The sequence below is a fragment of the Bacillus sp. NPDC094077 genome (assembly GCF_050279465.1).
Lineage (GTDB): Bacteria > Bacillota > Bacilli > Bacillales > Bacillaceae_G > Bacillus_A.
Genome location: NZ_JBNNUF010000001.1, coordinates 487,674 through 504,867, shown reverse-complemented (window position 1 = coordinate 504,867; position 17,194 = coordinate 487,674). Strand labels below are relative to the sequence as shown.

Annotated in this window: 24 protein-coding genes; 17 read left to right on the top strand and 7 right to left on the bottom strand. The window is 36.0% G+C overall.

Annotated features, from left to right (window positions below):
- The first annotated feature begins 2 nt into the window (after positions 1 to 2).
- From pdhB to ACQKNR_RS02465, 4 genes are all read left to right on the top strand, one after another.
- Positions 3 to 980 (top strand): pyruvate dehydrogenase complex E1 component subunit beta, encoded by a 978-nt coding sequence (pdhB, locus tag ACQKNR_RS02480; RefSeq protein WP_000068166.1) that lies wholly within the window; start codon positions 3 to 5, stop codon positions 978 to 980.
- Positions 981 to 1,073: 93 nt separating this feature from the next.
- Positions 1,074 to 2,363 carry a pyruvate dehydrogenase complex dihydrolipoyllysine-residue acetyltransferase gene (gene pdhC / locus ACQKNR_RS02475; protein WP_088230220.1) on the top strand — a complete coding sequence of 430 codons (1,290 nt, stop codon included), beginning with the start codon at positions 1,074 to 1,076 and terminating at the stop codon, positions 2,361 to 2,363.
- Positions 2,364 to 2,368: 5 nt separating this feature from the next.
- Positions 2,369 to 3,781 (top strand): dihydrolipoyl dehydrogenase, encoded by a 1,413-nt coding sequence (gene lpdA, locus ACQKNR_RS02470; RefSeq protein WP_427315106.1) that lies wholly within the window; start codon positions 2,369 to 2,371, stop codon positions 3,779 to 3,781.
- Between the two features lie 229 nt (positions 3,782 to 4,010).
- Positions 4,011 to 4,238 carry a hypothetical protein gene (locus ACQKNR_RS02465; RefSeq protein ID WP_193410103.1) on the top strand — a complete coding sequence of 76 codons (228 nt, stop codon included), beginning with the start codon at positions 4,011 to 4,013 and terminating at the stop codon, positions 4,236 to 4,238.
- A gap of 1 nt (position 4,239) precedes the next feature.
- Here ACQKNR_RS02465 and ACQKNR_RS02460 read toward each other — a convergent pair whose 3' ends face one another.
- Positions 4,240 to 4,632, bottom strand: coding sequence for a DUF1885 family protein (locus ACQKNR_RS02460; RefSeq protein ID WP_193410102.1), 393 nt, complete (start codon positions 4,630 to 4,632; stop codon positions 4,240 to 4,242).
- Positions 4,633 to 4,770: 138 nt separating this feature from the next.
- On the opposite strand from ACQKNR_RS02460, the gene ACQKNR_RS02455 reads away from it, so the two are divergent.
- The 4 genes from ACQKNR_RS02455 (at position 4,771) to ACQKNR_RS02440 (ending at position 5,752) form a co-directional block, all read left to right on the top strand.
- Entirely contained in the window at positions 4,771 to 5,067 is a 297-nt protein-coding gene (locus ACQKNR_RS02455; RefSeq protein ID WP_097904470.1) for a DUF3055 domain-containing protein, read from the top strand.
- Positions 5,068 to 5,261: 194 nt separating this feature from the next.
- Positions 5,262 to 5,390 (top strand): GapA-binding peptide SR1P, encoded by a 129-nt coding sequence (locus tag ACQKNR_RS02450; protein ID WP_000536778.1) that lies wholly within the window; start codon positions 5,262 to 5,264, stop codon positions 5,388 to 5,390.
- A gap of 59 nt (positions 5,391 to 5,449) precedes the next feature.
- Positions 5,450 to 5,578, top strand: a complete 129-nt coding sequence (locus ACQKNR_RS02445) for a GapA-binding peptide SR1P (protein WP_000536788.1) — start codon at positions 5,450 to 5,452, stop codon at positions 5,576 to 5,578.
- A gap of 45 nt (positions 5,579 to 5,623) precedes the next feature.
- Positions 5,624 to 5,752, top strand: coding sequence for a GapA-binding peptide SR1P (locus ACQKNR_RS02440; RefSeq protein ID WP_000536785.1), 129 nt, complete (start codon positions 5,624 to 5,626; stop codon positions 5,750 to 5,752).
- 39 nt (positions 5,753 to 5,791) lie between these two features.
- Here ACQKNR_RS02440 and ACQKNR_RS02435 read toward each other — a convergent pair whose 3' ends face one another.
- Together ACQKNR_RS02435 and speA are read right to left on the bottom strand one after the other, a co-directional pair.
- The gene (locus tag ACQKNR_RS02435) at positions 5,792 to 6,622 is read right to left on the bottom strand and encodes a protein-glutamine gamma-glutamyltransferase (RefSeq protein ID WP_427315102.1); all 831 of its coding nucleotides are present in this window, start codon (positions 6,620 to 6,622) and stop codon (positions 5,792 to 5,794) included.
- A 75-nt stretch (positions 6,623 to 6,697) separates the two neighbouring features.
- Positions 6,698 to 8,170 carry an arginine decarboxylase gene (gene speA / locus ACQKNR_RS02430; RefSeq protein ID WP_427315100.1) on the bottom strand — a complete coding sequence of 491 codons (1,473 nt, stop codon included), beginning with the start codon at positions 8,168 to 8,170 and terminating at the stop codon, positions 6,698 to 6,700.
- 370 nt (positions 8,171 to 8,540) lie between these two features.
- Here speA and ACQKNR_RS02425 point away from each other — a divergent pair, with 370 nt between their 5' ends.
- Entirely contained in the window at positions 8,541 to 8,810 is a 270-nt protein-coding gene (locus ACQKNR_RS02425; protein WP_427315098.1) for a UPF0223 family protein, read from the top strand.
- A gap of 81 nt (positions 8,811 to 8,891) precedes the next feature.
- Here the strand turns inward: ACQKNR_RS02425 and ACQKNR_RS02420 are convergent, their stop codons facing one another.
- Entirely contained in the window at positions 8,892 to 9,518 is a 627-nt protein-coding gene (locus tag ACQKNR_RS02420) for a YktB family protein (RefSeq protein WP_098385745.1), read from the bottom strand.
- Positions 9,519 to 9,724: 206 nt separating this feature from the next.
- Between ACQKNR_RS02420 and ACQKNR_RS02415 the strand changes: the two genes are divergently transcribed.
- Positions 9,725 to 9,913, top strand: coding sequence for a hypothetical protein (locus ACQKNR_RS02415; protein ID WP_001250168.1), 189 nt, complete (start codon positions 9,725 to 9,727; stop codon positions 9,911 to 9,913).
- 88 nt (positions 9,914 to 10,001) lie between these two features.
- Positions 10,002 to 10,793: an inositol monophosphatase family protein gene (locus tag ACQKNR_RS02410; RefSeq protein WP_427315096.1), complete on the top strand. Its 792-nt coding sequence runs from the start codon at positions 10,002 to 10,004 to the stop codon at positions 10,791 to 10,793.
- A gap of 44 nt (positions 10,794 to 10,837) precedes the next feature.
- Here ACQKNR_RS02410 and ACQKNR_RS02405 read toward each other — a convergent pair whose 3' ends face one another.
- Entirely contained in the window at positions 10,838 to 11,017 is a 180-nt protein-coding gene (locus ACQKNR_RS02405; RefSeq protein WP_000400127.1) for a DUF5325 family protein, read from the bottom strand.
- Between the two features lie 140 nt (positions 11,018 to 11,157).
- On the opposite strand from ACQKNR_RS02405, the gene typA reads away from it, so the two are divergent.
- The 3 genes from typA (at position 11,158) to ACQKNR_RS02390 (ending at position 13,752) form a co-directional block, all read left to right on the top strand.
- Positions 11,158 to 13,002 (top strand): translational GTPase TypA, encoded by a 1,845-nt coding sequence (gene typA / locus ACQKNR_RS02400; RefSeq protein WP_000914763.1) that lies wholly within the window; start codon positions 11,158 to 11,160, stop codon positions 13,000 to 13,002.
- A 158-nt stretch (positions 13,003 to 13,160) separates the two neighbouring features.
- Positions 13,161 to 13,463, top strand: a complete 303-nt coding sequence (locus tag ACQKNR_RS02395; protein WP_427315095.1) for a YlaH-like family protein — start codon at positions 13,161 to 13,163, stop codon at positions 13,461 to 13,463.
- A 13-nt stretch (positions 13,464 to 13,476) separates the two neighbouring features.
- Positions 13,477 to 13,752, top strand: coding sequence for a hypothetical protein (locus ACQKNR_RS02390; protein ID WP_427315093.1), 276 nt, complete (start codon positions 13,477 to 13,479; stop codon positions 13,750 to 13,752).
- Positions 13,753 to 13,787: 35 nt separating this feature from the next.
- On the opposite strand, the gene ACQKNR_RS02385 is transcribed toward ACQKNR_RS02390, so the two are convergent.
- Entirely contained in the window at positions 13,788 to 13,988 is a 201-nt protein-coding gene (locus ACQKNR_RS02385) for a YlaI family protein (RefSeq protein ID WP_427315091.1), read from the bottom strand.
- Between the two features lie 145 nt (positions 13,989 to 14,133).
- On the opposite strand from ACQKNR_RS02385, the gene ACQKNR_RS02380 reads away from it, so the two are divergent.
- Together ACQKNR_RS02380 and ACQKNR_RS02375 are read left to right on the top strand one after the other, a co-directional pair.
- On the top strand, positions 14,134 to 14,589 hold the full coding sequence (locus ACQKNR_RS02380) for a pyridoxamine 5'-phosphate oxidase family protein (protein ID WP_427315089.1): 456 nt from the start codon (positions 14,134 to 14,136) through the stop codon (positions 14,587 to 14,589).
- Between the two features lie 246 nt (positions 14,590 to 14,835).
- Positions 14,836 to 16,164 (top strand): PhoH family protein, encoded by a 1,329-nt coding sequence (locus ACQKNR_RS02375; RefSeq protein WP_427315087.1) that lies wholly within the window; start codon positions 14,836 to 14,838, stop codon positions 16,162 to 16,164.
- 48 nt (positions 16,165 to 16,212) lie between these two features.
- On the opposite strand, the gene ACQKNR_RS02370 is transcribed toward ACQKNR_RS02375, so the two are convergent.
- Positions 16,213 to 16,710, bottom strand: coding sequence for a peptidyl-prolyl cis-trans isomerase (locus ACQKNR_RS02370; protein WP_427315085.1), 498 nt, complete (start codon positions 16,708 to 16,710; stop codon positions 16,213 to 16,215).
- 155 nt (positions 16,711 to 16,865) lie between these two features.
- On the opposite strand from ACQKNR_RS02370, the gene ACQKNR_RS02365 reads away from it, so the two are divergent.
- A complete protein-coding gene (locus ACQKNR_RS02365; protein WP_000135694.1) occupies positions 16,866 to 17,153 on the top strand; it encodes a YlaN family protein in 288 nt (95 codons plus the stop codon).
- The last annotated feature ends 41 nt before the right edge of the window (positions 17,154 to 17,194 follow it).

Here is a 17,194-nt window from a genome sequence, read left to right as displayed (position 1 = left end):
CCATGGCTCAAATGACAATGATTCAAGCAATCACTGATGCTTTACGCGTTGAAATGAAAAATGACCCTAACGTACTTGTATTTGGTGAAGACGTTGGTGTAAACGGCGGTGTATTCCGTGCTACTGAAGGTTTACAAGCTGAATTCGGTGAAGATCGTGTAATGGATACTCCACTTGCAGAGTCTGGTATTGGTGGGCTTGCAGTTGGTCTTGCACTTGAAGGATTCCGTCCAGTTCCAGAAATCCAATTCTTCGGTTTCGTTTATGAAGTAATGGATTCAATTTCTGGCCAATTAGCTCGTATGCGTTACCGTTCTGGTGGACGTTGGACTGCTCCAGTAACAGTTCGTTCTCCATTCGGTGGTGGTGTTCACACTCCAGAATTACACGCTGATAGCTTAGAAGGATTAGTGGCACAACAACCTGGTCTAAAAGTTGTTATCCCATCTACTCCATACGATGCAAAAGGTCTTTTAATCTCTGCGATTCGTGACAACGATCCAGTTATTTACTTAGAGCATATGAAATTGTACCGTTCATTCCGTCAAGATGTACCAGAAGGCGAATACACAATTGATTTAGGTAAAGCTGATATCAAACGTGAAGGTACAGATGTATCTGTTATCGCTTACGGTGCTATGGTTCACGCTGCATTAAAAGCTGCTGAAGAACTTGAAAAAGAAGGTATCTCTTTAGAGGTTGTTGACTTACGTACAGTTCAACCATTAGATATCGAAACAATTATCGCTTCTGTTGAAAAAACAGGCCGCGTAGTTGTAGTTCAAGAAGCTCAAAAACAAGCTGGTATTGCAGCTAACGTTGTAGCGGAAATTAATGACCGTGCAATCTTAAACTTAGAAGCTCCAGTTGTACGTGTTGCAGCTGCTGATACAGTATTCCCATTCTCTCAAGCTGAGAGCGTATGGTTACCAAACCATAAAGATATTGTTGAAGCTGTTAACAAAGTAATGAACTTCTAATTTTTAGCTTTTCATGTGCAAAAGAAATCAGCACATGCTGGTTTCTTTTGTACATATTCTATAATAATGAAATGAATCAGGGGGCTGAATTCCGTGGCATTTGAATTTAAACTACCAGATATCGGTGAAGGTATCCACGAAGGTGAAATCGTAAAATGGTTTATTAAACCAGGCGATGAAGTAAATGAAGACGATGTACTTCTTGAAGTGCAAAATGATAAAGCAGTAGTAGAAATCCCTTCTCCTGTTAAAGGTAAAGTACTTGAAGTACTTGTAGAAGAAGGAACAGTTGCAATTGTAGGAGATACATTAATTAAATTTGATGCTCCTGGATACGAAAACCTTAAATTTAAAGGTGACGATCATGATGCAGCTCCAAAAGCTGAAGAAGCAGCAGTAGAAGCTCCAGCAGCGGAAGCTACTCCAGCAGCAACTGCAGAAGTAGTAAATGAGCGCGTAATCGCTATGCCATCTGTTCGTAAATATGCTCGTGAAAAAGGTGTAGACATTCATAAAGTAGCTGGTTCTGGTAAGAACGGCCGCGTTGTGAAAGCTGACATCGATGCATTTGCAAATGGTGGACAAACTGTAGCTGCAACTGAGGCTCCAGCAGCAGTAGAAGCTACTCCAGCAGCAGCGAAAGAAGAAGCACCAAAAGCACAACCAATTCCAGCTGGTGAATATCCAGAAACTCGTGAGAAAATGAGTGGTATCCGTAAAGCGATTGCAAAAGCAATGGTTAACTCTAAGCATACAGCTCCTCACGTAACATTAATGGATGAAGTAGATGTAACAGAACTTGTTGCTCACCGTAAGAAGTTCAAAGCTGTTGCAGCTGACAAAGGTATTAAATTAACTTACCTTCCATACGTTGTTAAAGCTTTAACATCTGCATTACGTGAATTCCCAATGTTGAATACTGCTTTAGACGATGCTTCTCAAGAAATCGTTCATAAACATTACTTCAACATCGGTATCGCAGCTGATACAGACAAAGGTCTATTAGTACCAGTTGTTAAAGATACAGATCGTAAATCAATCTTCACTATTTCTAACGAGATCAATGATCTTGCTGGTAAAGCACGTGAAGGTCGTTTAGCTCCAGCTGAAATGAAAGGTGCTTCTTGCACAATTACAAACATTGGTTCTGCAGGTGGACAATGGTTCACTCCAGTTATCAATCACCCAGAAGTAGCAATCCTTGGTATTGGCCGTATCGCTGAGAAACCAGTTGTGAAAAATGGTGAGATCGTTGCAGCTCCAGTATTAGCTTTATCTCTAAGCTTTGACCATCGTTTAATTGACGGCGCAACTGCTCAAAAAGCGTTAAACCAAATTAAACGTCTATTGAATGACCCACAATTATTAGTAATGGAGGCGTAATAACAATGGTAGTAGGAGATTTCCCAATTGAATTAGATACAGTCGTTGTTGGTGCAGGTCCTGGTGGATACGTTGCGGCAATTCGTGCAGCACAATTAGGTCAAAAGGTAGCAATCATCGAAAAAGCTAACCTTGGTGGCGTATGCTTAAACGTTGGATGTATTCCTTCAAAAGCGTTAATCAATGCAGGTCATCGTTATGAGAATGCAAAACATTCTGATGACATGGGTATCACTGCAGAGAACGTAAAAGTTGACTTTACAAAAGTTCAAGAATGGAAAAACGGCGTAGTTAAGAAATTAACTGGCGGTGTTGAAGGCCTTCTTAAAGGTAACAAAGTTGAAATCATTCGCGGTGAAGCTTACTTCGTAGATGCTAACACATTACGTGTAATGACTGAAGATGCAGCACAAACGTATACGTTTAAAAATGCTGTTCTTGCAACTGGTTCTACACCAATCGAAATTCCTGGATTCAAATACTCTAAACGTGTTATCAACTCTACAGGTGCTTTAAGCTTACCTGAAATTCCTAAAAAACTTGTTGTAATCGGCGGCGGTTACATCGGTATGGAATTAGGTACTGCATATGCTAACTTCGGTACAGAAGTTACTGTAGTAGAAGCTGGCGACGAAATCTTAGCTGGTTTTGAAAAAGCAATGAGCTCTGTTGTTAAACGTGCCCTTCAAAAGAAAGGTAACGTAAACATCCATACAAAAGCTATGGCTAAAGGCGTTGAAGAAACAGAAAACGGCGTAAAAGTTAGCTTCGAAGTTAAAGGTGAAGTACAAACTGTAGAAGCAGATTACGTATTAGTAACTGTAGGTCGTCGTCCAAACACTCAAGAAATCGGTCTTGAGCAAGTTGGAGTTAAAATGACTGATCGCGGTATCATCGAAATCGATGAGCAATGCCGTACAAACGTACCAAACATCTATGCAATCGGTGATATCGTTCCTGGACCACCATTAGCTCACAAAGCTTCTTACGAAGGTAAAGTGGCTGTTGAAGCAATTAGTGGCCATGCATCAGCTATCGATTACATCGGAATTCCTGCAGTTTGCTTCACTGATCCAGAATTAGCATCTGTTGGTTACACTAAGAAACAAGCAGAAGAAGCTGGAATGACAGTAGTAGTATCTAAGTTCCCATTCGCTGCAAACGGTCGTGCGTTATCATTAAACAGCACAGACGGTTTCGTACAACTTGTAACACGTAAAGAAGATGGTCTTCTTGTAGGTGCACAAGTTGCAGGTGCAGGTGCTTCTGATATTATCTCTGAGATTGGTTTAGCTATCGAAGCTGGAATGACAGCAGAAGATATCGCTCAAACAATCCACGCTCACCCAACATTAGGTGAAATCACAATGGAAGCAGCTGAAGTTGCTCTTGGAATGCCAATTCACATTGTAAAATAGTTTCAGTAATGCAAATAACCCATCTCTTATATTAAGAGATGGGTTATTTTTATAAGCTGAATTGTAAAGGTCTTTATATGTACTTGTCGAATGAATAAATAATGCTTTAACGAACTGTTAGAATACATGCTACTTCAAAAGAAGTATAAATACAATTGTATAATATGTAATTGATTCAAACTAAATCCCATATATTAATAAAATAGAGCATGTCAAAGGAGAAGGTTCCATGAAAATTTTACATGTTATATTTTATCATTTTTTACTATGGAGTGGTTTTTCCATTGTGTTAACACTATCGAATGGTGATAAGTTTCATTATAAAGTGATGCTCTTTTTCGTATTTCTTTATTTAGCATATGTGATTGCATGTTTTGTATTACATGTAAGGAAACAGGCTTTATTTCTTACGTGTTCGAATTGTATACTCTTTTTAATTATATTTTCTATTTTTTAAACTAACGTTTATAGAAATACATTGTCCTTCCATTAAATAATTGTAATTCTCCTTCTAATTTCTTCGCTAGAAAACGGCAAAATTCATTTGCTTTTCCTTTATCACCAAATGTTGCATTGGGTGATAAAGAAATTTGAATGAAAGATTGTTCATTTTCTATTCCAACACCAACATAAATCGAGTCATATCGATCATGGCTGGATTGAAGTTTTAATGTTGTAGCTGATGTATCTAAAATTTCATAAGGAAAAGCGGTATTTGTATAAGCGTAATTAATTTGAACGCCGGTTTGGGAAGTAACTGTTTTATAGTAATGAAAAAGTTGTTTTATATCATCTATTGAAACAGATTGTTGATTGGATTTAGGTACAAGCGTAATAAAGGCATGTTGCATATAATTTCCTCCTAACTTAGTAGAATAATATCATTCTACATCCTACTGAATTTTTTGACAATTAAAAGGAGTATTACTTTTTTTGTTTAATATATTATTGAGTAGGAAAGGTAATGTAATGTAGAAAGGTGGAAACCAATGTTTGAAAAATTGTATGATGAGCATGAAAGTGTGAAGGTACGATTTTTAGGATTTATGACACATGATACTCGTTATGATTTTGGGGTTATTTATACAAATATGTTTTTTGGAAAGCCACTCATTGTTTGCATGCAAACGGGAAGGTCTACTTTACTTGGACAAGATGATGTGGAGAATGTTCAATATATGCAGGAAATTTTCAAGTTAGGATCGGAAGAGGAAGCAGCGGAGTTAGCTCAGTTTTTTAAATTTCTTGTTCCGTCTACTTCATTGCATGCAGAATATGAAGAATAATTAATGTGAAACAGTCGTACGTATGAATATGGCTGTTTTTTTATTTGAATATCGCATACTAATTAAAATTAAAAATATTTAATGTGTTATACTAAAAACCTATTGACGTAAAAAGTATAACATATTAAAATAAAGACAGAAAGTTAAGCGGTTACAAAAGTTTTTGGGATTATAAACTTAGGGGGAAATGAAAAATGGGAACAATCGTATGTCAAGATTGTGAAGGTACAATTGCACACTTCGAGGATGAGAAAGTAACGGTACTTTACGGGAAATGTGGATCTTGCGGATGTGATCACACAGAGCATACAAAAGCCCAATAATTGATAAGAAATTGACAGCTAAAAGTTTTTAGGACCATAAACTTAGGGGGAAATAAAAAATGGGAACAATCGTATGCCAAGTATGTGAAGGAACAATCGCGCATTTTGAAGATGAGAAAACGACAGTACTTTACGGGAAATGTGGTACAAATTGTGACTGTGCTAATAGAGATAATGCGAAAGCTTAATGATAAATAAGTAGATTACTATTAAAACTCAGGGGGAAATGAAAAATGGGAACAATCGTATGCCAAGTATGTGAAGGAACAATCGCACATTTTGAAGATGAAAAATCAACAGTATTATATGGAAAATGTGGTTCTCATTGCGAATGTGACCATAAAGAACATACAAAAGCTTAATAATAAGAAAAAGCGCCTACATGTGTAGGCGCTTTTTTTTTAATAAATTGTAGTTGTATGGCCAACTGTTGCAACGATTGCATCATCTCTAATCGGAATAAATCCTATCGCTGTTTGTGGTGTGTTTGAAGAAGCGTAGTGGCTCATTATACGGCTATCAATACGAGTAATAGTATCGGTCAAAAAAGCTGAAATAAAAGCGTAAGGGACTCGTCGTTCATTTAATGAGTAGATAATTTCTTCTTTTGTTTTTACCCCTACGCCATGTCCGTAAAAAAAGAAATTTCCTAGATAGATTGTGTTTTCTCCTTGCCACTCGATTGTAGCTGGATTCACTTGTGGATTTTTAAAGTAAACGAGATCACCTGGAACAAGATCACCACCCGTTTTTGTTATGAGCTTTAAATCTTGATCGTAGTCCCATGTATAAAGTAAAAGGTTTGCAAATAGACGGTTGAAAGTTTCTTCCTCATACAATGATAGTAAAGCTTTGTAAAAAATAATTATCATAGCGGTTGCGCATTCGGTACCATATAGTTTCCCGTTTTTAAAAATATCTTGGATGGCAATAGAAGGTGGTATGTTTGGAAGGAGCTGGAATCCCCCTAGTGATGTTCTTTCCCAAAACTGTGGGTTACAAAAGGATTGTTGAAACGTACGAAACTGAAATCCACTTTGAAAAAGTTCTAATGCAGAGGTAATAATATTAACTCGCAAATTTAAATCAAAGCTGAGTTCGTCAGCTGTTCGGAAGGAATAAACTTCTTGATTTCCCGCCATTATGGATAAAATTTGTTGCTTCTCAGCTGCAAATGGTTCGTATTCATTTGTGATATAAGGGTGTACAATAGAACGACCTATTACAATCATAATGGTATCCCCACCTATACGTTACATTCTTTAGTATCGTATGAAGAAAGGGAAAAAAGGTGAAAGAAAAGCCTATCAACTGATAGGCTTGTACTCTTTAATAACACGTAATGTTTGCAACGTCATATCTTCAGGACCTTGTACAGGTAAACCTGCTTCTAAATTTTTACGAATATACTCTAAATTATCTTGTGTAATAATTTCCCCCGGAGTAAAGATTGGAATCCCTGGTGGATAAACCATAACAAAATCAGCTATAATACGACCTGCTGCATTTTCAAATGGAATGACTTCTGTTTCCGAATAAAAAGCATCTCGAGGAGAAAGTGCTAGCACCGGTATTTCTGGAATTTCGACTTGTACTTGAACACCTTTATCTGCCCTATTTCTAAATGTTGCTGCTAAATCTTGTAATGCTACGATAAGTGTATTTGTTTCACTTTCTGTATCTCCAAAAGTGATAAGACATAGTATGTTGTATAAATCTGAGAGTTCTACTTCAATGTTATATTGCTCTCTAAGCCATACTTCAGCTTGATGGCCTGTAATACCTAAATCTTTTACAGATACAATTATCTTTGTAGGATCATAGTTAAATGTAGCATCTGTACCTAACATTTCTTTTCCAGGACAGTAAAGATGCTCAATAGCATTTATAGCTTCACGAACATGTTCAGCTAATTGTATTGTTTGTTCTATGAGTGCTTTTCCTTCTGTAGCAAGACGTTTTCTTGCTACATCAAGAGATGCTAATAAGATGTAAGAAGTTGATGTAGTCGTAAGCATGCTAATAATAGATTGAACATGTTTTACGTTCACAAGCCCTTCTTTCACATTAAGAATAGAACTTTGAGTTAAAGATCCTCCTAATTTGTGAACACTTGTTGCTGCCATATCTGCACCAGCTTGCATCGCTGACATCGGCAATTCATCGTGAAAATGAATATGAACACCATGAGCTTCATCGACTAGTACAGGGATATCGTAAGAATGTGCCAATTGTACAATCTGTTCTAAGTCTGCAGCAAAGCCAAAGTAAGTTGGATTAATAACAAGTAAGCCTTTCGCATCTGAGTGCTCTTCAAGTGCCTTTTTGACAGATTGAATTGTGATTCCATGAGAAATACCAAGTTTTGGATCGATTTCAGGATGCATGAAAATAGGTTTTGCACCTGAGAAAATAATAGCTGACATTACTGATTTATGCACGTTTCGTGGTACTAGGATTTTGTCACCAGGACCGCAAACGCTCATCACCATTGTCATAATAGCGCCACTTGTACCTTGAATAGAAAAGAAAGTATGATCTGCACCAAATGCAGCAGCAGCTAAATCCTGTGCTTTTTTAATCATACCTTTTGGATGATGTAAATCATCGAGTGGCGCAATATTAATTAAATCAATTGCTAATGCATTATGCCCAATAAATTCGCGAAATTCAGGATCCATGCCCTGTCCTTTTTTATGACCAGGAATATGGAATTGGATTGGATTTCGCTTACTGTGCTCAACTAAAGCGGTAAACAATGGTGTTTCGTATTGGGACAATCTATACACCCCTTCTTTTTCGTAATATTTATTAGAATTTGTTTTATATGATTTCATCTCATTCTAAAAGGAAAGTAAGGTAACTAACTTATAGAACGAGACTTGTTTTCCTGCCATTCACAAAAGCTTTTTGGATGGTAGTCTCACTTTATTTTCTATAAAACAAAAGCATTATATCACCAATAATTATAGATGTATAGAAAAAAATATTTTGACGGTAGATATGTTTAATAGTTAGGTTCAACGAATTAATAGAGGAAGACAATTCCATCAAAATGAATTAATAGTGTATAATGCAAAGTGGCTATAGTGAAGAATAAAAAATTCTCTTTAAGATAGCATAATGAAACAAGAAGAAATGAGGTGCAAAATGGAATATCAATATCCGTTAGATTATGATTGGTCAAATGAGGAAATGATTGCAATTGTGAAGTTTTATGAAGCAATTGAGAAAGCATACGAAAAAGGAATTGCAAGAGAGGAATTAATGGGATTATATCGTCGTTTTAAAGAGATTGTTCCATCAAAAGCAGAAGAAAAGAAAATTGATAAAGAGTTCCAAGAGGTAAGTGGATATTCTATATATCGTGCTATTCAAAGGGCAAAAGAACTAGAAGAACAAAAGCTTGTGAAAATGTAAAAAATATTTTGAAAAATAAAAACTGAAGTGATATAATGTGATAACAACTAAAAACGGACAATATAAATTGTCCGTTTTCTACTATCGATTACAAAGTGCATATAAAGGAAGGAGTGATTGCATCGTAGATTCAATCTTAGCAAGGAATTGTTCGTTGGTCATTGCTGAAAACTCCTCTGGTGATATATGAATACCAACTAATAGTTCTGCTTTTTTCACAGTAGCTAAACGTTCAATCATCTTTTGTAAGTCTTCTGTTTCAAGTGTTTTATGTAATTTTACACTTGGTTTAGTATGGTCAATGGACCAAACGAAGTCATTTGGAATATTTGTTTTTAAATCATTTAAATGTTCTAAGAAGGCGTGAGCCGTCTCCACTTTTTGTGGACACTCATAGATTAAACCAAAGTATATGAAGGCATGGGTACCCCATAAACCAATTTGGAAATGTGGTAACATTTTATATCCGCGTTTATTTGTTGAAAAAGCAACCCAAGTATCGTTTGGTGGATTGACTTTGCGGCGTGCGTGTTTTGCAACATGATAGAAAAAGTTTTCATCAGTTTGTTTGGATAAATACTCTGCAAACTGTTCCCCTAAAGCTTCTAGCTTAGGATGAATATTCGTTTTAATTGCACTCATTCGTTCTTCGAGACCATCAACTGTAAAGACCTCAAAATCAGTTGATTTGAATGTTTGTAGTGTCATGATTGTTCCTCCAACTCCTATTTTGCTTTTATTTTAGCATAGCTTGTACTATTCATAAAAAAAACAGCACAAAAAAATTTAAATAAAAAAATATAATTTTGTTGCATAGATGATTTATCCAACATAGTATAGTATAAAACAAAAAATCAGAAAATTGAATCAATTCTAGTCCGAGGGCAGACGAATATTGGGAGGAGGCAAATAATATGAGACAGGTGATTAATGCGTTAAAGAGAACAGATGCTGAAAAGAGAATACCGGTGCTACGTTTGGAGCTAGATTATGAATTAGCAACTTTATATGATGCGATGATGGAAAACGATAAACAGAAAAAAGAAGAGTGTGTACAAAAGTTAGAAGTGTTAAGACTTGAAATGATTCGTTTAGAAGCGTAATAATAGTATATGTATAAAAAATTAGTTGGTGCGAACCTTATAAAGGGTTCGTTTTTTCTGTGAACAGTATAGATCGGAGTGTTTAAACATGCAAGAGGTATGGAAAGACATCGATGAACACGCTAAACAGTGGATTCGAGATGCGGGAGAGCGTTTAATGGCATCACTGAAAAAAGCACTTATTATAGAAACGAAATCAAATGCAGCTGATTTAGTAACAAATATGGACCGAGAAACAGAACAGTTTTTAATTGGGAAAATTAAAGAGACATTCCCGTCTCATAATATTTTAGGGGAAGAAGGATATGGAGATGATATTACTTCTTCTGACGGGGTTGTTTGGTTAATTGATCCAATTGATGGCACGATGAACTTTGTTCATCAAAAAAGAAATTTTGCAATCTCAATTGGGATTTATGAGAACGGTATCGGAAAGATTGGCCTTATTTATGATCCTGTTCATGATGAATTATATCATGCGGTAAAGGGAGCAGGAGCGTTTTGTAATAATGTATCCATTCCTCTATTGGAAAAAGGAACAGTAGAGCAAGGTATTATAGCTTTAAATGCGATATGGCTTACCGACAATCCATTGCTTAATATGGAAAGTATGATGGCACTTGTTAAGAAAGCAAGGGGTACGAGATCATATGGCTGTGCAGCGTTAGAAATGGCCTACGTTGCAACGGGAAGAATAGATGCATATGTAACACCGAGATTATCACCATGGGATTTTGGTGGTGGACAGATAATAGTAGAGGAAGTTGGAGGAAAGGTGACAACATTCTCTGGAACGCCGCTTTCTATTATAGAGAAAAGCAGTGTATTAGTTGCGAAACCGGGAGTATATGAGGAAGTATTATCATTTATATCTCAGTAACAAAAAAAGTAAGAGGCTATATACAAGCTTCTTACTTTTTAACTTTATTGCGATTTACGCATTTTTCTTTTTGTTACAAAACCGTATCCAACTGTAACAAATGTGCCGATAATGCAAATAATAATACCGATGGGACTATTTTCAGCAATCATAATGCCGATACCGATTAAGAAAATAACACCGATAATTGCGGTTAATAAAAAGCGATATTGAATGTGTTCCATTTCTTCACCCTCCAATTTCATTTTACTTTCACAAAAGTAAGAATACAACTATATTTTCATTCTTGATTTTATTTTGATTGCCATTGTATCCCCTTCGCTCTTATAATAGAGAAGGATTAAAAAGACACTAGGAGTTGGACATGTTGAAAAAACGACAAGATTTACGTAACATAGCAATTATTGCCCACGTTGACCATGGTAAAACAACACTTGTTGACCAGTTATTACGTCAAGCGGGGACTTTCCGTGCGAATGAACACGTTGAAGAACGCGCAATGGATTCGAATGATCTAGAAAGAGAACGCGGTATTACAATTTTAGCAAAAAATACTGCGATTCACTATGAAGATAAAAGAATTAATATTTTAGATACACCAGGTCACGCTGACTTCGGTGGAGAAGTAGAACGTATCATGAAAATGGTTGATGGTGTTTTACTTGTTGTTGATGCATATGAAGGTTGTATGCCACAAACACGATTTGTTTTAAAGAAAGCTCTTGAGCAAAACTTAACTCCAATCGTAGTTGTAAACAAAATTGACCGTGACTTCGCTCGCCCTGATGAAGTAGTTGATGAAGTAATCGACTTATTCATTGAGCTTGGTGCAAATGAAGATCAATTAGAGTTCCCAGTTGTATTTGCATCAGCAATGAACGGAACAGCAAGCTTAGATTCAAACCCAGCAAATCAAGAAGAGAATATGAAATCATTATTTGATACAATTATCGAACATATTCCGGCACCAATTGATAACAGCGAAGAGCCACTTCAATTCCAAGTAGCACTTCTTGATTACAACGATTATGTTGGTCGTATTGGGGTTGGACGTGTATTCCGCGGTACAATGAAAGTAGGACAACAAGTTGCTTTAATGAAAGTAGACGGAAGCGTGAAACAATTCCGCGTAACGAAATTATTCGGTTACATGGGATTAAAGCGTCAAGAAATTGAAGAAGCAAAAGCTGGGGACTTAGTAGCCGTTTCAGGTATGGAAGACATTAACGTTGGTGAAACAGTATGTCCAGTTGAACATCAAGATGCGTTACCATTATTACGTATTGATGAGCCAACACTACAAATGACGTTCCTTGTAAATAACAGTCCATTTGCAGGTCGTGAAGGTAAATACATTACTTCTCGTAAAATTGAAGAGCGTCTTCGTTCACAATTAGAAACAGATGTAAGTTTACGTGTAGACAATACAGAGTCTCCTGATGCGTGGATCGTATCTGGACGCGGGGAATTACATTTATCTATCTTAATCGAAAACATGCGTCGTGAAGGCTATGAACTACAAGTATCTAAGCCAGAAGTAATTATTAAAGAAGTTGATGGCGTAAGATGTGAGCCTGTAGAGCGCGTACAAATTGATGTGCCTGAAGAATACACTGGTTCTATTATGGAATCAATGGGTGCACGTAAAGGTGAAATGTTAGATATGGTGAATAATGGAAATGGTCAAGTTCGCCTTACTTTCATGGTTCCAGCGCGTGGTTTAATTGGTTACACAACAGAATTCTTAACATTAACTCGTGGTTACGGTATTTTAAACCATACATTTGATTGCTATCAACCAGTACATGCTGGCCAAGTTGGTGGACGTCGTCAAGGTGTTCTAGTTTCACTTGAAACAGGAAAAGCATCACAATATGGTATTATGCAAGTTGAAGACCGTGGTGTAATCTTCGTTGAACCAGGTACAGAAGTATATGCTGGTATGATTGTTGGAGAACATACACGTGAGAATGACTTAACAGTTAACGTTGTAAAAATGAAACAACAAACTAACATTCGTTCTGCAACGAAAGACCAAACTTCAACAATGAAAAAACCACGTTTAATGACTTTAGAAGAATCATTAGAGTACTTAAACGATGACGAGTTCTGTGAAGTAACTCCAGAATCAATTCGTCTGCGTAAAAAGATTCTTGATAAGAGTGAGCGAGAAAGAGCTGCTAAGAAAAAGAAATCTGTTGAAGCGTAAAAATAAAAAACAACTACCTTTACAAAAGGTAGTTGTTTTTTTATTTTGTTTATTTTTAGAATATTTATTCTTTTTTTGTGGACAGTATTTTTTTGGCGAGTTACTCTTGTATTAAGTACATGAAGAAAATTCGTTTTTATGGCTAAGGGGGGAAGAGTGTGTTAGAAAGGATGTCTTTTTTTGCTAAATTATGTAAGGTGGATGAAAATCCAGAGTTAGGAATGTGGTTACTCTATGGGACGATTATTATATTAAGTGCTTTCGTCTATAATTTAGGATTTGCTAGAAAGTTATCAGTACTAAAAAATATCGTGATATATATATCTTTAGCAATTGGATGTACAGTGTTAACCTTTTTTGCTGTATTTTTACCTGTTGGAGAGGGACTTGTTGTAGCTGCAATTGTACTTGGAATTTATAGATTGCGTTTACGCCAAGTGAAACAAGAAAAAGTAGGATGAACAGGGGGATTATATGCGTTCAGTACAAGATGCACTATATAATTGGTTAACAATTAAAACAGTTGCGGAAGCACGTCCAAATGATAGTGCTGCGAAAGAAACGTATTTGTTATTTCAAAATATGATAGATGAAGAACATAAATTAAGGAATGTGGAAGTTAAAAAGAATGAGGAAATGTATTTGATTACATATGAAATTGATGGGGAAAGAAAATCTGCGAGATTTCCGTTAGAAGCTATAGATTGTTTTTTGGATCAAATGAATCGTGAACCCGAAAAATATAAATAAGTCCTTATCGATATGATTAAGGACTTATTTATATTTTACCAATCGTCTTCAATTTTTTTATCACGATATAATCGGAATTTACCACTTGCATGACGTTCCATCGTACGCTCTGCAATTCGTTCCGAACATTCCATGCACATATATGTATGAATAGGGCGATTACGCAGTTTTTTTGCCATAGGATTTTCGTCATCTAACATTTCTTTTTTATCACAGATCATACACTTGACTCTCATTTCGTCACCTCAATACGAATTCTATCGGTATAAGTATATCATGGAAGTATGATGTTTTTGAATAATAGCGGGAAAAAATAATATTTTCGCAATTCGAAAAATAAGTTATGATAAGGATATATTAAGTATATTTGGAGGTGGAAATATGGCGAATGTAGTAGAGCCTACATTAACAGATGATTTGGTACAAACGTTCCGTCAAGAATGTATTGTTATGGTAGCAACAACAGATTTTGAAAAGCAAGTTCCTAACGTAAGTGCTATTTCTTGGGTATATGCAGTGAGTAAAACTAGTATTCGGTTTGCAGTAGATCAACGTTCACGTATTGTGGAAAATTTACGGTGCAATACAGGGGTGGTATTGACTATAATGGCGAATGAATCCGTATTTTCCATAAGTGGTGCAGCTGAAATTTTGACAGACAGAATGGAAGGCATTCCTCTTAAATTAACTGTAATAGAAGTAAATGTGCAAGAAGTACGTGATGTCATGTTTTATGGAGCGAAACTTGTAATTGAACCAGCATATGAAAAAACATACGATCTTCGGGCAGCGAAAAAACTGGATAACCAAGTGTTAGTAGGAATGAAAGATTTGTAAATGGGTTGAATAAGAAAGTCGCTCATTTATTTTTGAAATCAGTTATTGTGATTTTGTGTTAATAATTATAATTAAAAGTAATATATTGAATAGAAATGAATAAAAAATAAAGAAAAGGTTTAATTGCTATAGATTTCGATTCTACCTCGTTTATACGGTACATATAATTATAACAATGGTTCGTCCATATTTTATGGATGAAACCCTTGTTCTACAAATTTAAAAGTGGAGTCAGGGGGTAACAGGTTGGATAAAATTTATGTGTTAGATACGAATGTACTTTTGCAGGATCCTTTATCTATTTTTTCATTTGAAACCAATGAAGTAGTGATTCCAGCAGTTGTATTAGAAGAGGTTGATTCGAAAAAACGTTATATGGATGAAGTAGGACGAAATGCTCGTTATGTATCTAAGTTAATAGACAAATTTCGAGAAATAGGAAAGCTGCATGAAAGTATTCCGCTAGAAACCGGCGGTACATTTCGTATTGAATTAAATCATCGTTCATTCGTTCAACTACAAGATATTTTTGTAGAAAAAACAAATGATAATCGAATTTTAGCTGTAGCGAAAAATCTATCTTTAGAAGAACAAGAAAAAGAGGACGGGAAGTCTGTTATTTTAGTAAGTAAAGATGTGCTCGTGAGGGTAAAGGCTGATGCAATTGGATTGAAGGCTGAAGATTATTTAAGCGATCGCGTAATTGAAGTGGAAAATATATATTCAGGATTTTTAGAAGGGTATATATCAAAAGAACAATTGGATTATTTTTATGAAAAAGGTGAATTACCTTTGTCTGAAATTGCAAATCATCCTTTTTATCCAAATCAGTTTGTCGTAATGAAAGATGCACTAGGTGGCTCCAGTTCTGCACTTGGGATTGTGGATCACTTAGGTAAGAAGGTAAAAAAGCTTATTTTTCACAATGAGCAAGTGTGGGGGATACGGCCGCGAAATGTGCAGCAAATAATGGGATTAGAATTGTTGCTTCGCGAAGACATTCCACTTGTAACGTTAACTGGGAAAGCAGGTACGGGAAAAACGTTACTTGCGTTAGCTTCGGGCCTCATGCAGACGGAAGATTTAGGGTTATATAAAAAACTACTCGTTGCAAGACCAATTGTTCCAGTAGGAAAAGATATCGGTTATTTACCAGGTGAAAAAGAAGAAAAGTTAAGACCTTGGATGCAACCTATTTTTGATAATCTAGAGTATTTATTTAATACGAAAAAGCCAGGAGAGTTAGATGCTATTTTAGCTGGAATGGGCTCGATTGAAGTCGAAGCTCTTACTTATATACGCGGGAGAAGTATTCCAGATCAGTTCATTATAATTGATGAAGCACAAAACTTAACGAAACATGAAGTGAAAACGATACTAACAAGGGTAGGAGAAAAGAGTAAAATCGTATTAATGGGAGATCCTCAGCAAATTGATCACCCGTATTTGGATGAATATAATAATGGCTTAACATATGTTGTAGAGAAGTTTAAAGAACAGCGTATTAGTGGTCATGTGAAGTTTGTTAAAGGAGAGCGGTCTAACTTAGCTCAACTAGCAGCCGATTTATTATAAAAAGGAGTGAGCTTCAGCTCACTCCTTTTTTTCTTTCAAGTATACACGTTAAATAATTGTGAATTTACGAATGTTACGGATTGGATTTTGTCTATTAGATCCATCATTGAAATATAAATGAACAGGTCCGTCCTCTTTTAATGGTTTTCCTTCTTTTGAAAAGCCTAGAATAGCATTTTCGACGATCTCTAATGGAAGTGTTATTGTATTATCTACCGTTTCAATCTCAACTTGCGTAGCGCCCTCTATAATTTCAGCGTTAGTAAGAAATGGATGAAATGGTATACCAAATGTTCCGGTAATCAGCTGTTCTTTTTTATATTTCTTCACACTTTGTTGTATCGGTGGAAAAGCAGCGCCATCACGGATTTCGCGATCCCAATGTTCTGAAGTGTTTTTTAAATAAGCTTCTAGTTCAGAAGTGTTTTCTCTCGTTTCATCAAAGTAAGTTGTCAAATCTACCTTTCGATCATCAAAGATCCAAACAGTTGGATCGATAGTGATTGGAAAACGAACTTTTCCATTAATAAATAAAATTTCGCTCATTGTTGTTCCCCCATTTGTGTTATACTCCCACTTTTCAGTATAATAGTATTAGACACTGTTGTCACAAAAAATGTTTCTATTGCAATTTATTAAAACTATCGCTAATATTAATAGATAGGATAGAGGAGAGTAGGACGGAAACGGAGGGAATCAATTTGGCGTCTGAGACAGTAGCAAATCATCAGGAAAAGGCACTAGCCCTTCTACAAGCGGATGCAGAGAAGATCTTAAGACTTATTAAGGTGCAAATGGACCATCTTACAATGCCGCAATGTCCATTATATGAAGAAGTGTTAGACACACAAATGTTTGGACTATCCCGCGAGGTCGATTTTGCAGTTCGCCTTGGTCTTATTGCAGAAGAACAAGGGAAAGCAATGTTAGGTGAGCTCGAACGTGAGTTATCTGCACTTCATGAAGCATTTACAAACAAACAACAATAACGGGTTCAAATAAGGGGGCTCAAACTAAAACAGTTTGAGCT

Excerpts from the sequence above, each read along its gene's own strand:
- pdhB (WP_000068166.1), top strand. The coding sequence starts at position 3 with ATGGCTCAAATGACAATGATTCAAGCAATCACTGATGCTTTACGCGTT.
- lpdA (WP_427315106.1), top strand. The coding sequence starts at position 2,369 with ATGGTAGTAGGAGATTTCCCAATTGAATTAGATACAGTCGTTGTTGGT.
- ACQKNR_RS02465 (WP_193410103.1), top strand. The coding sequence starts at position 4,011 with ATGAAAATTTTACATGTTATATTTTATCATTTTTTACTATGGAGTGGT.
- ACQKNR_RS02460 (WP_193410102.1), bottom strand. The coding sequence starts at position 4,632 with ATGCAACATGCCTTTATTACGCTTGTACCTAAATCCAATCAACAATCT.
- ACQKNR_RS02455 (WP_097904470.1), top strand. The coding sequence starts at position 4,771 with ATGTTTGAAAAATTGTATGATGAGCATGAAAGTGTGAAGGTACGATTT.
- ACQKNR_RS02450 (WP_000536778.1), top strand. The coding sequence starts at position 5,262 with ATGGGAACAATCGTATGTCAAGATTGTGAAGGTACAATTGCACACTTC.
- ACQKNR_RS02445 (WP_000536788.1), top strand. The coding sequence starts at position 5,450 with ATGGGAACAATCGTATGCCAAGTATGTGAAGGAACAATCGCGCATTTT.
- ACQKNR_RS02440 (WP_000536785.1), top strand. The coding sequence starts at position 5,624 with ATGGGAACAATCGTATGCCAAGTATGTGAAGGAACAATCGCACATTTT.
- ACQKNR_RS02435 (WP_427315102.1), bottom strand. The coding sequence starts at position 6,622 with ATGATTGTAATAGGTCGTTCTATTGTACACCCTTATATCACAAATGAA.
- ACQKNR_RS02425 (WP_427315098.1), top strand. The coding sequence starts at position 8,541 with ATGGAATATCAATATCCGTTAGATTATGATTGGTCAAATGAGGAAATG.
- ACQKNR_RS02420 (WP_098385745.1), bottom strand. The coding sequence starts at position 9,518 with ATGACACTACAAACATTCAAATCAACTGATTTTGAGGTCTTTACAGTT.
- ACQKNR_RS02415 (WP_001250168.1), top strand. The coding sequence starts at position 9,725 with ATGAGACAGGTGATTAATGCGTTAAAGAGAACAGATGCTGAAAAGAGA.
- ACQKNR_RS02410 (WP_427315096.1), top strand. The coding sequence starts at position 10,002 with ATGCAAGAGGTATGGAAAGACATCGATGAACACGCTAAACAGTGGATT.
- ACQKNR_RS02405 (WP_000400127.1), bottom strand. The coding sequence starts at position 11,017 with ATGGAACACATTCAATATCGCTTTTTATTAACCGCAATTATCGGTGTT.
- typA (WP_000914763.1), top strand. The coding sequence starts at position 11,158 with ATGTTGAAAAAACGACAAGATTTACGTAACATAGCAATTATTGCCCAC.
- ACQKNR_RS02390 (WP_427315093.1), top strand. The coding sequence starts at position 13,477 with ATGCGTTCAGTACAAGATGCACTATATAATTGGTTAACAATTAAAACA.
- ACQKNR_RS02385 (WP_427315091.1), bottom strand. The coding sequence starts at position 13,988 with ATGAGAGTCAAGTGTATGATCTGTGATAAAAAAGAAATGTTAGATGAC.
- ACQKNR_RS02380 (WP_427315089.1), top strand. The coding sequence starts at position 14,134 with ATGGCGAATGTAGTAGAGCCTACATTAACAGATGATTTGGTACAAACG.
- ACQKNR_RS02370 (WP_427315085.1), bottom strand. The coding sequence starts at position 16,710 with ATGAGCGAAATTTTATTTATTAATGGAAAAGTTCGTTTTCCAATCACT.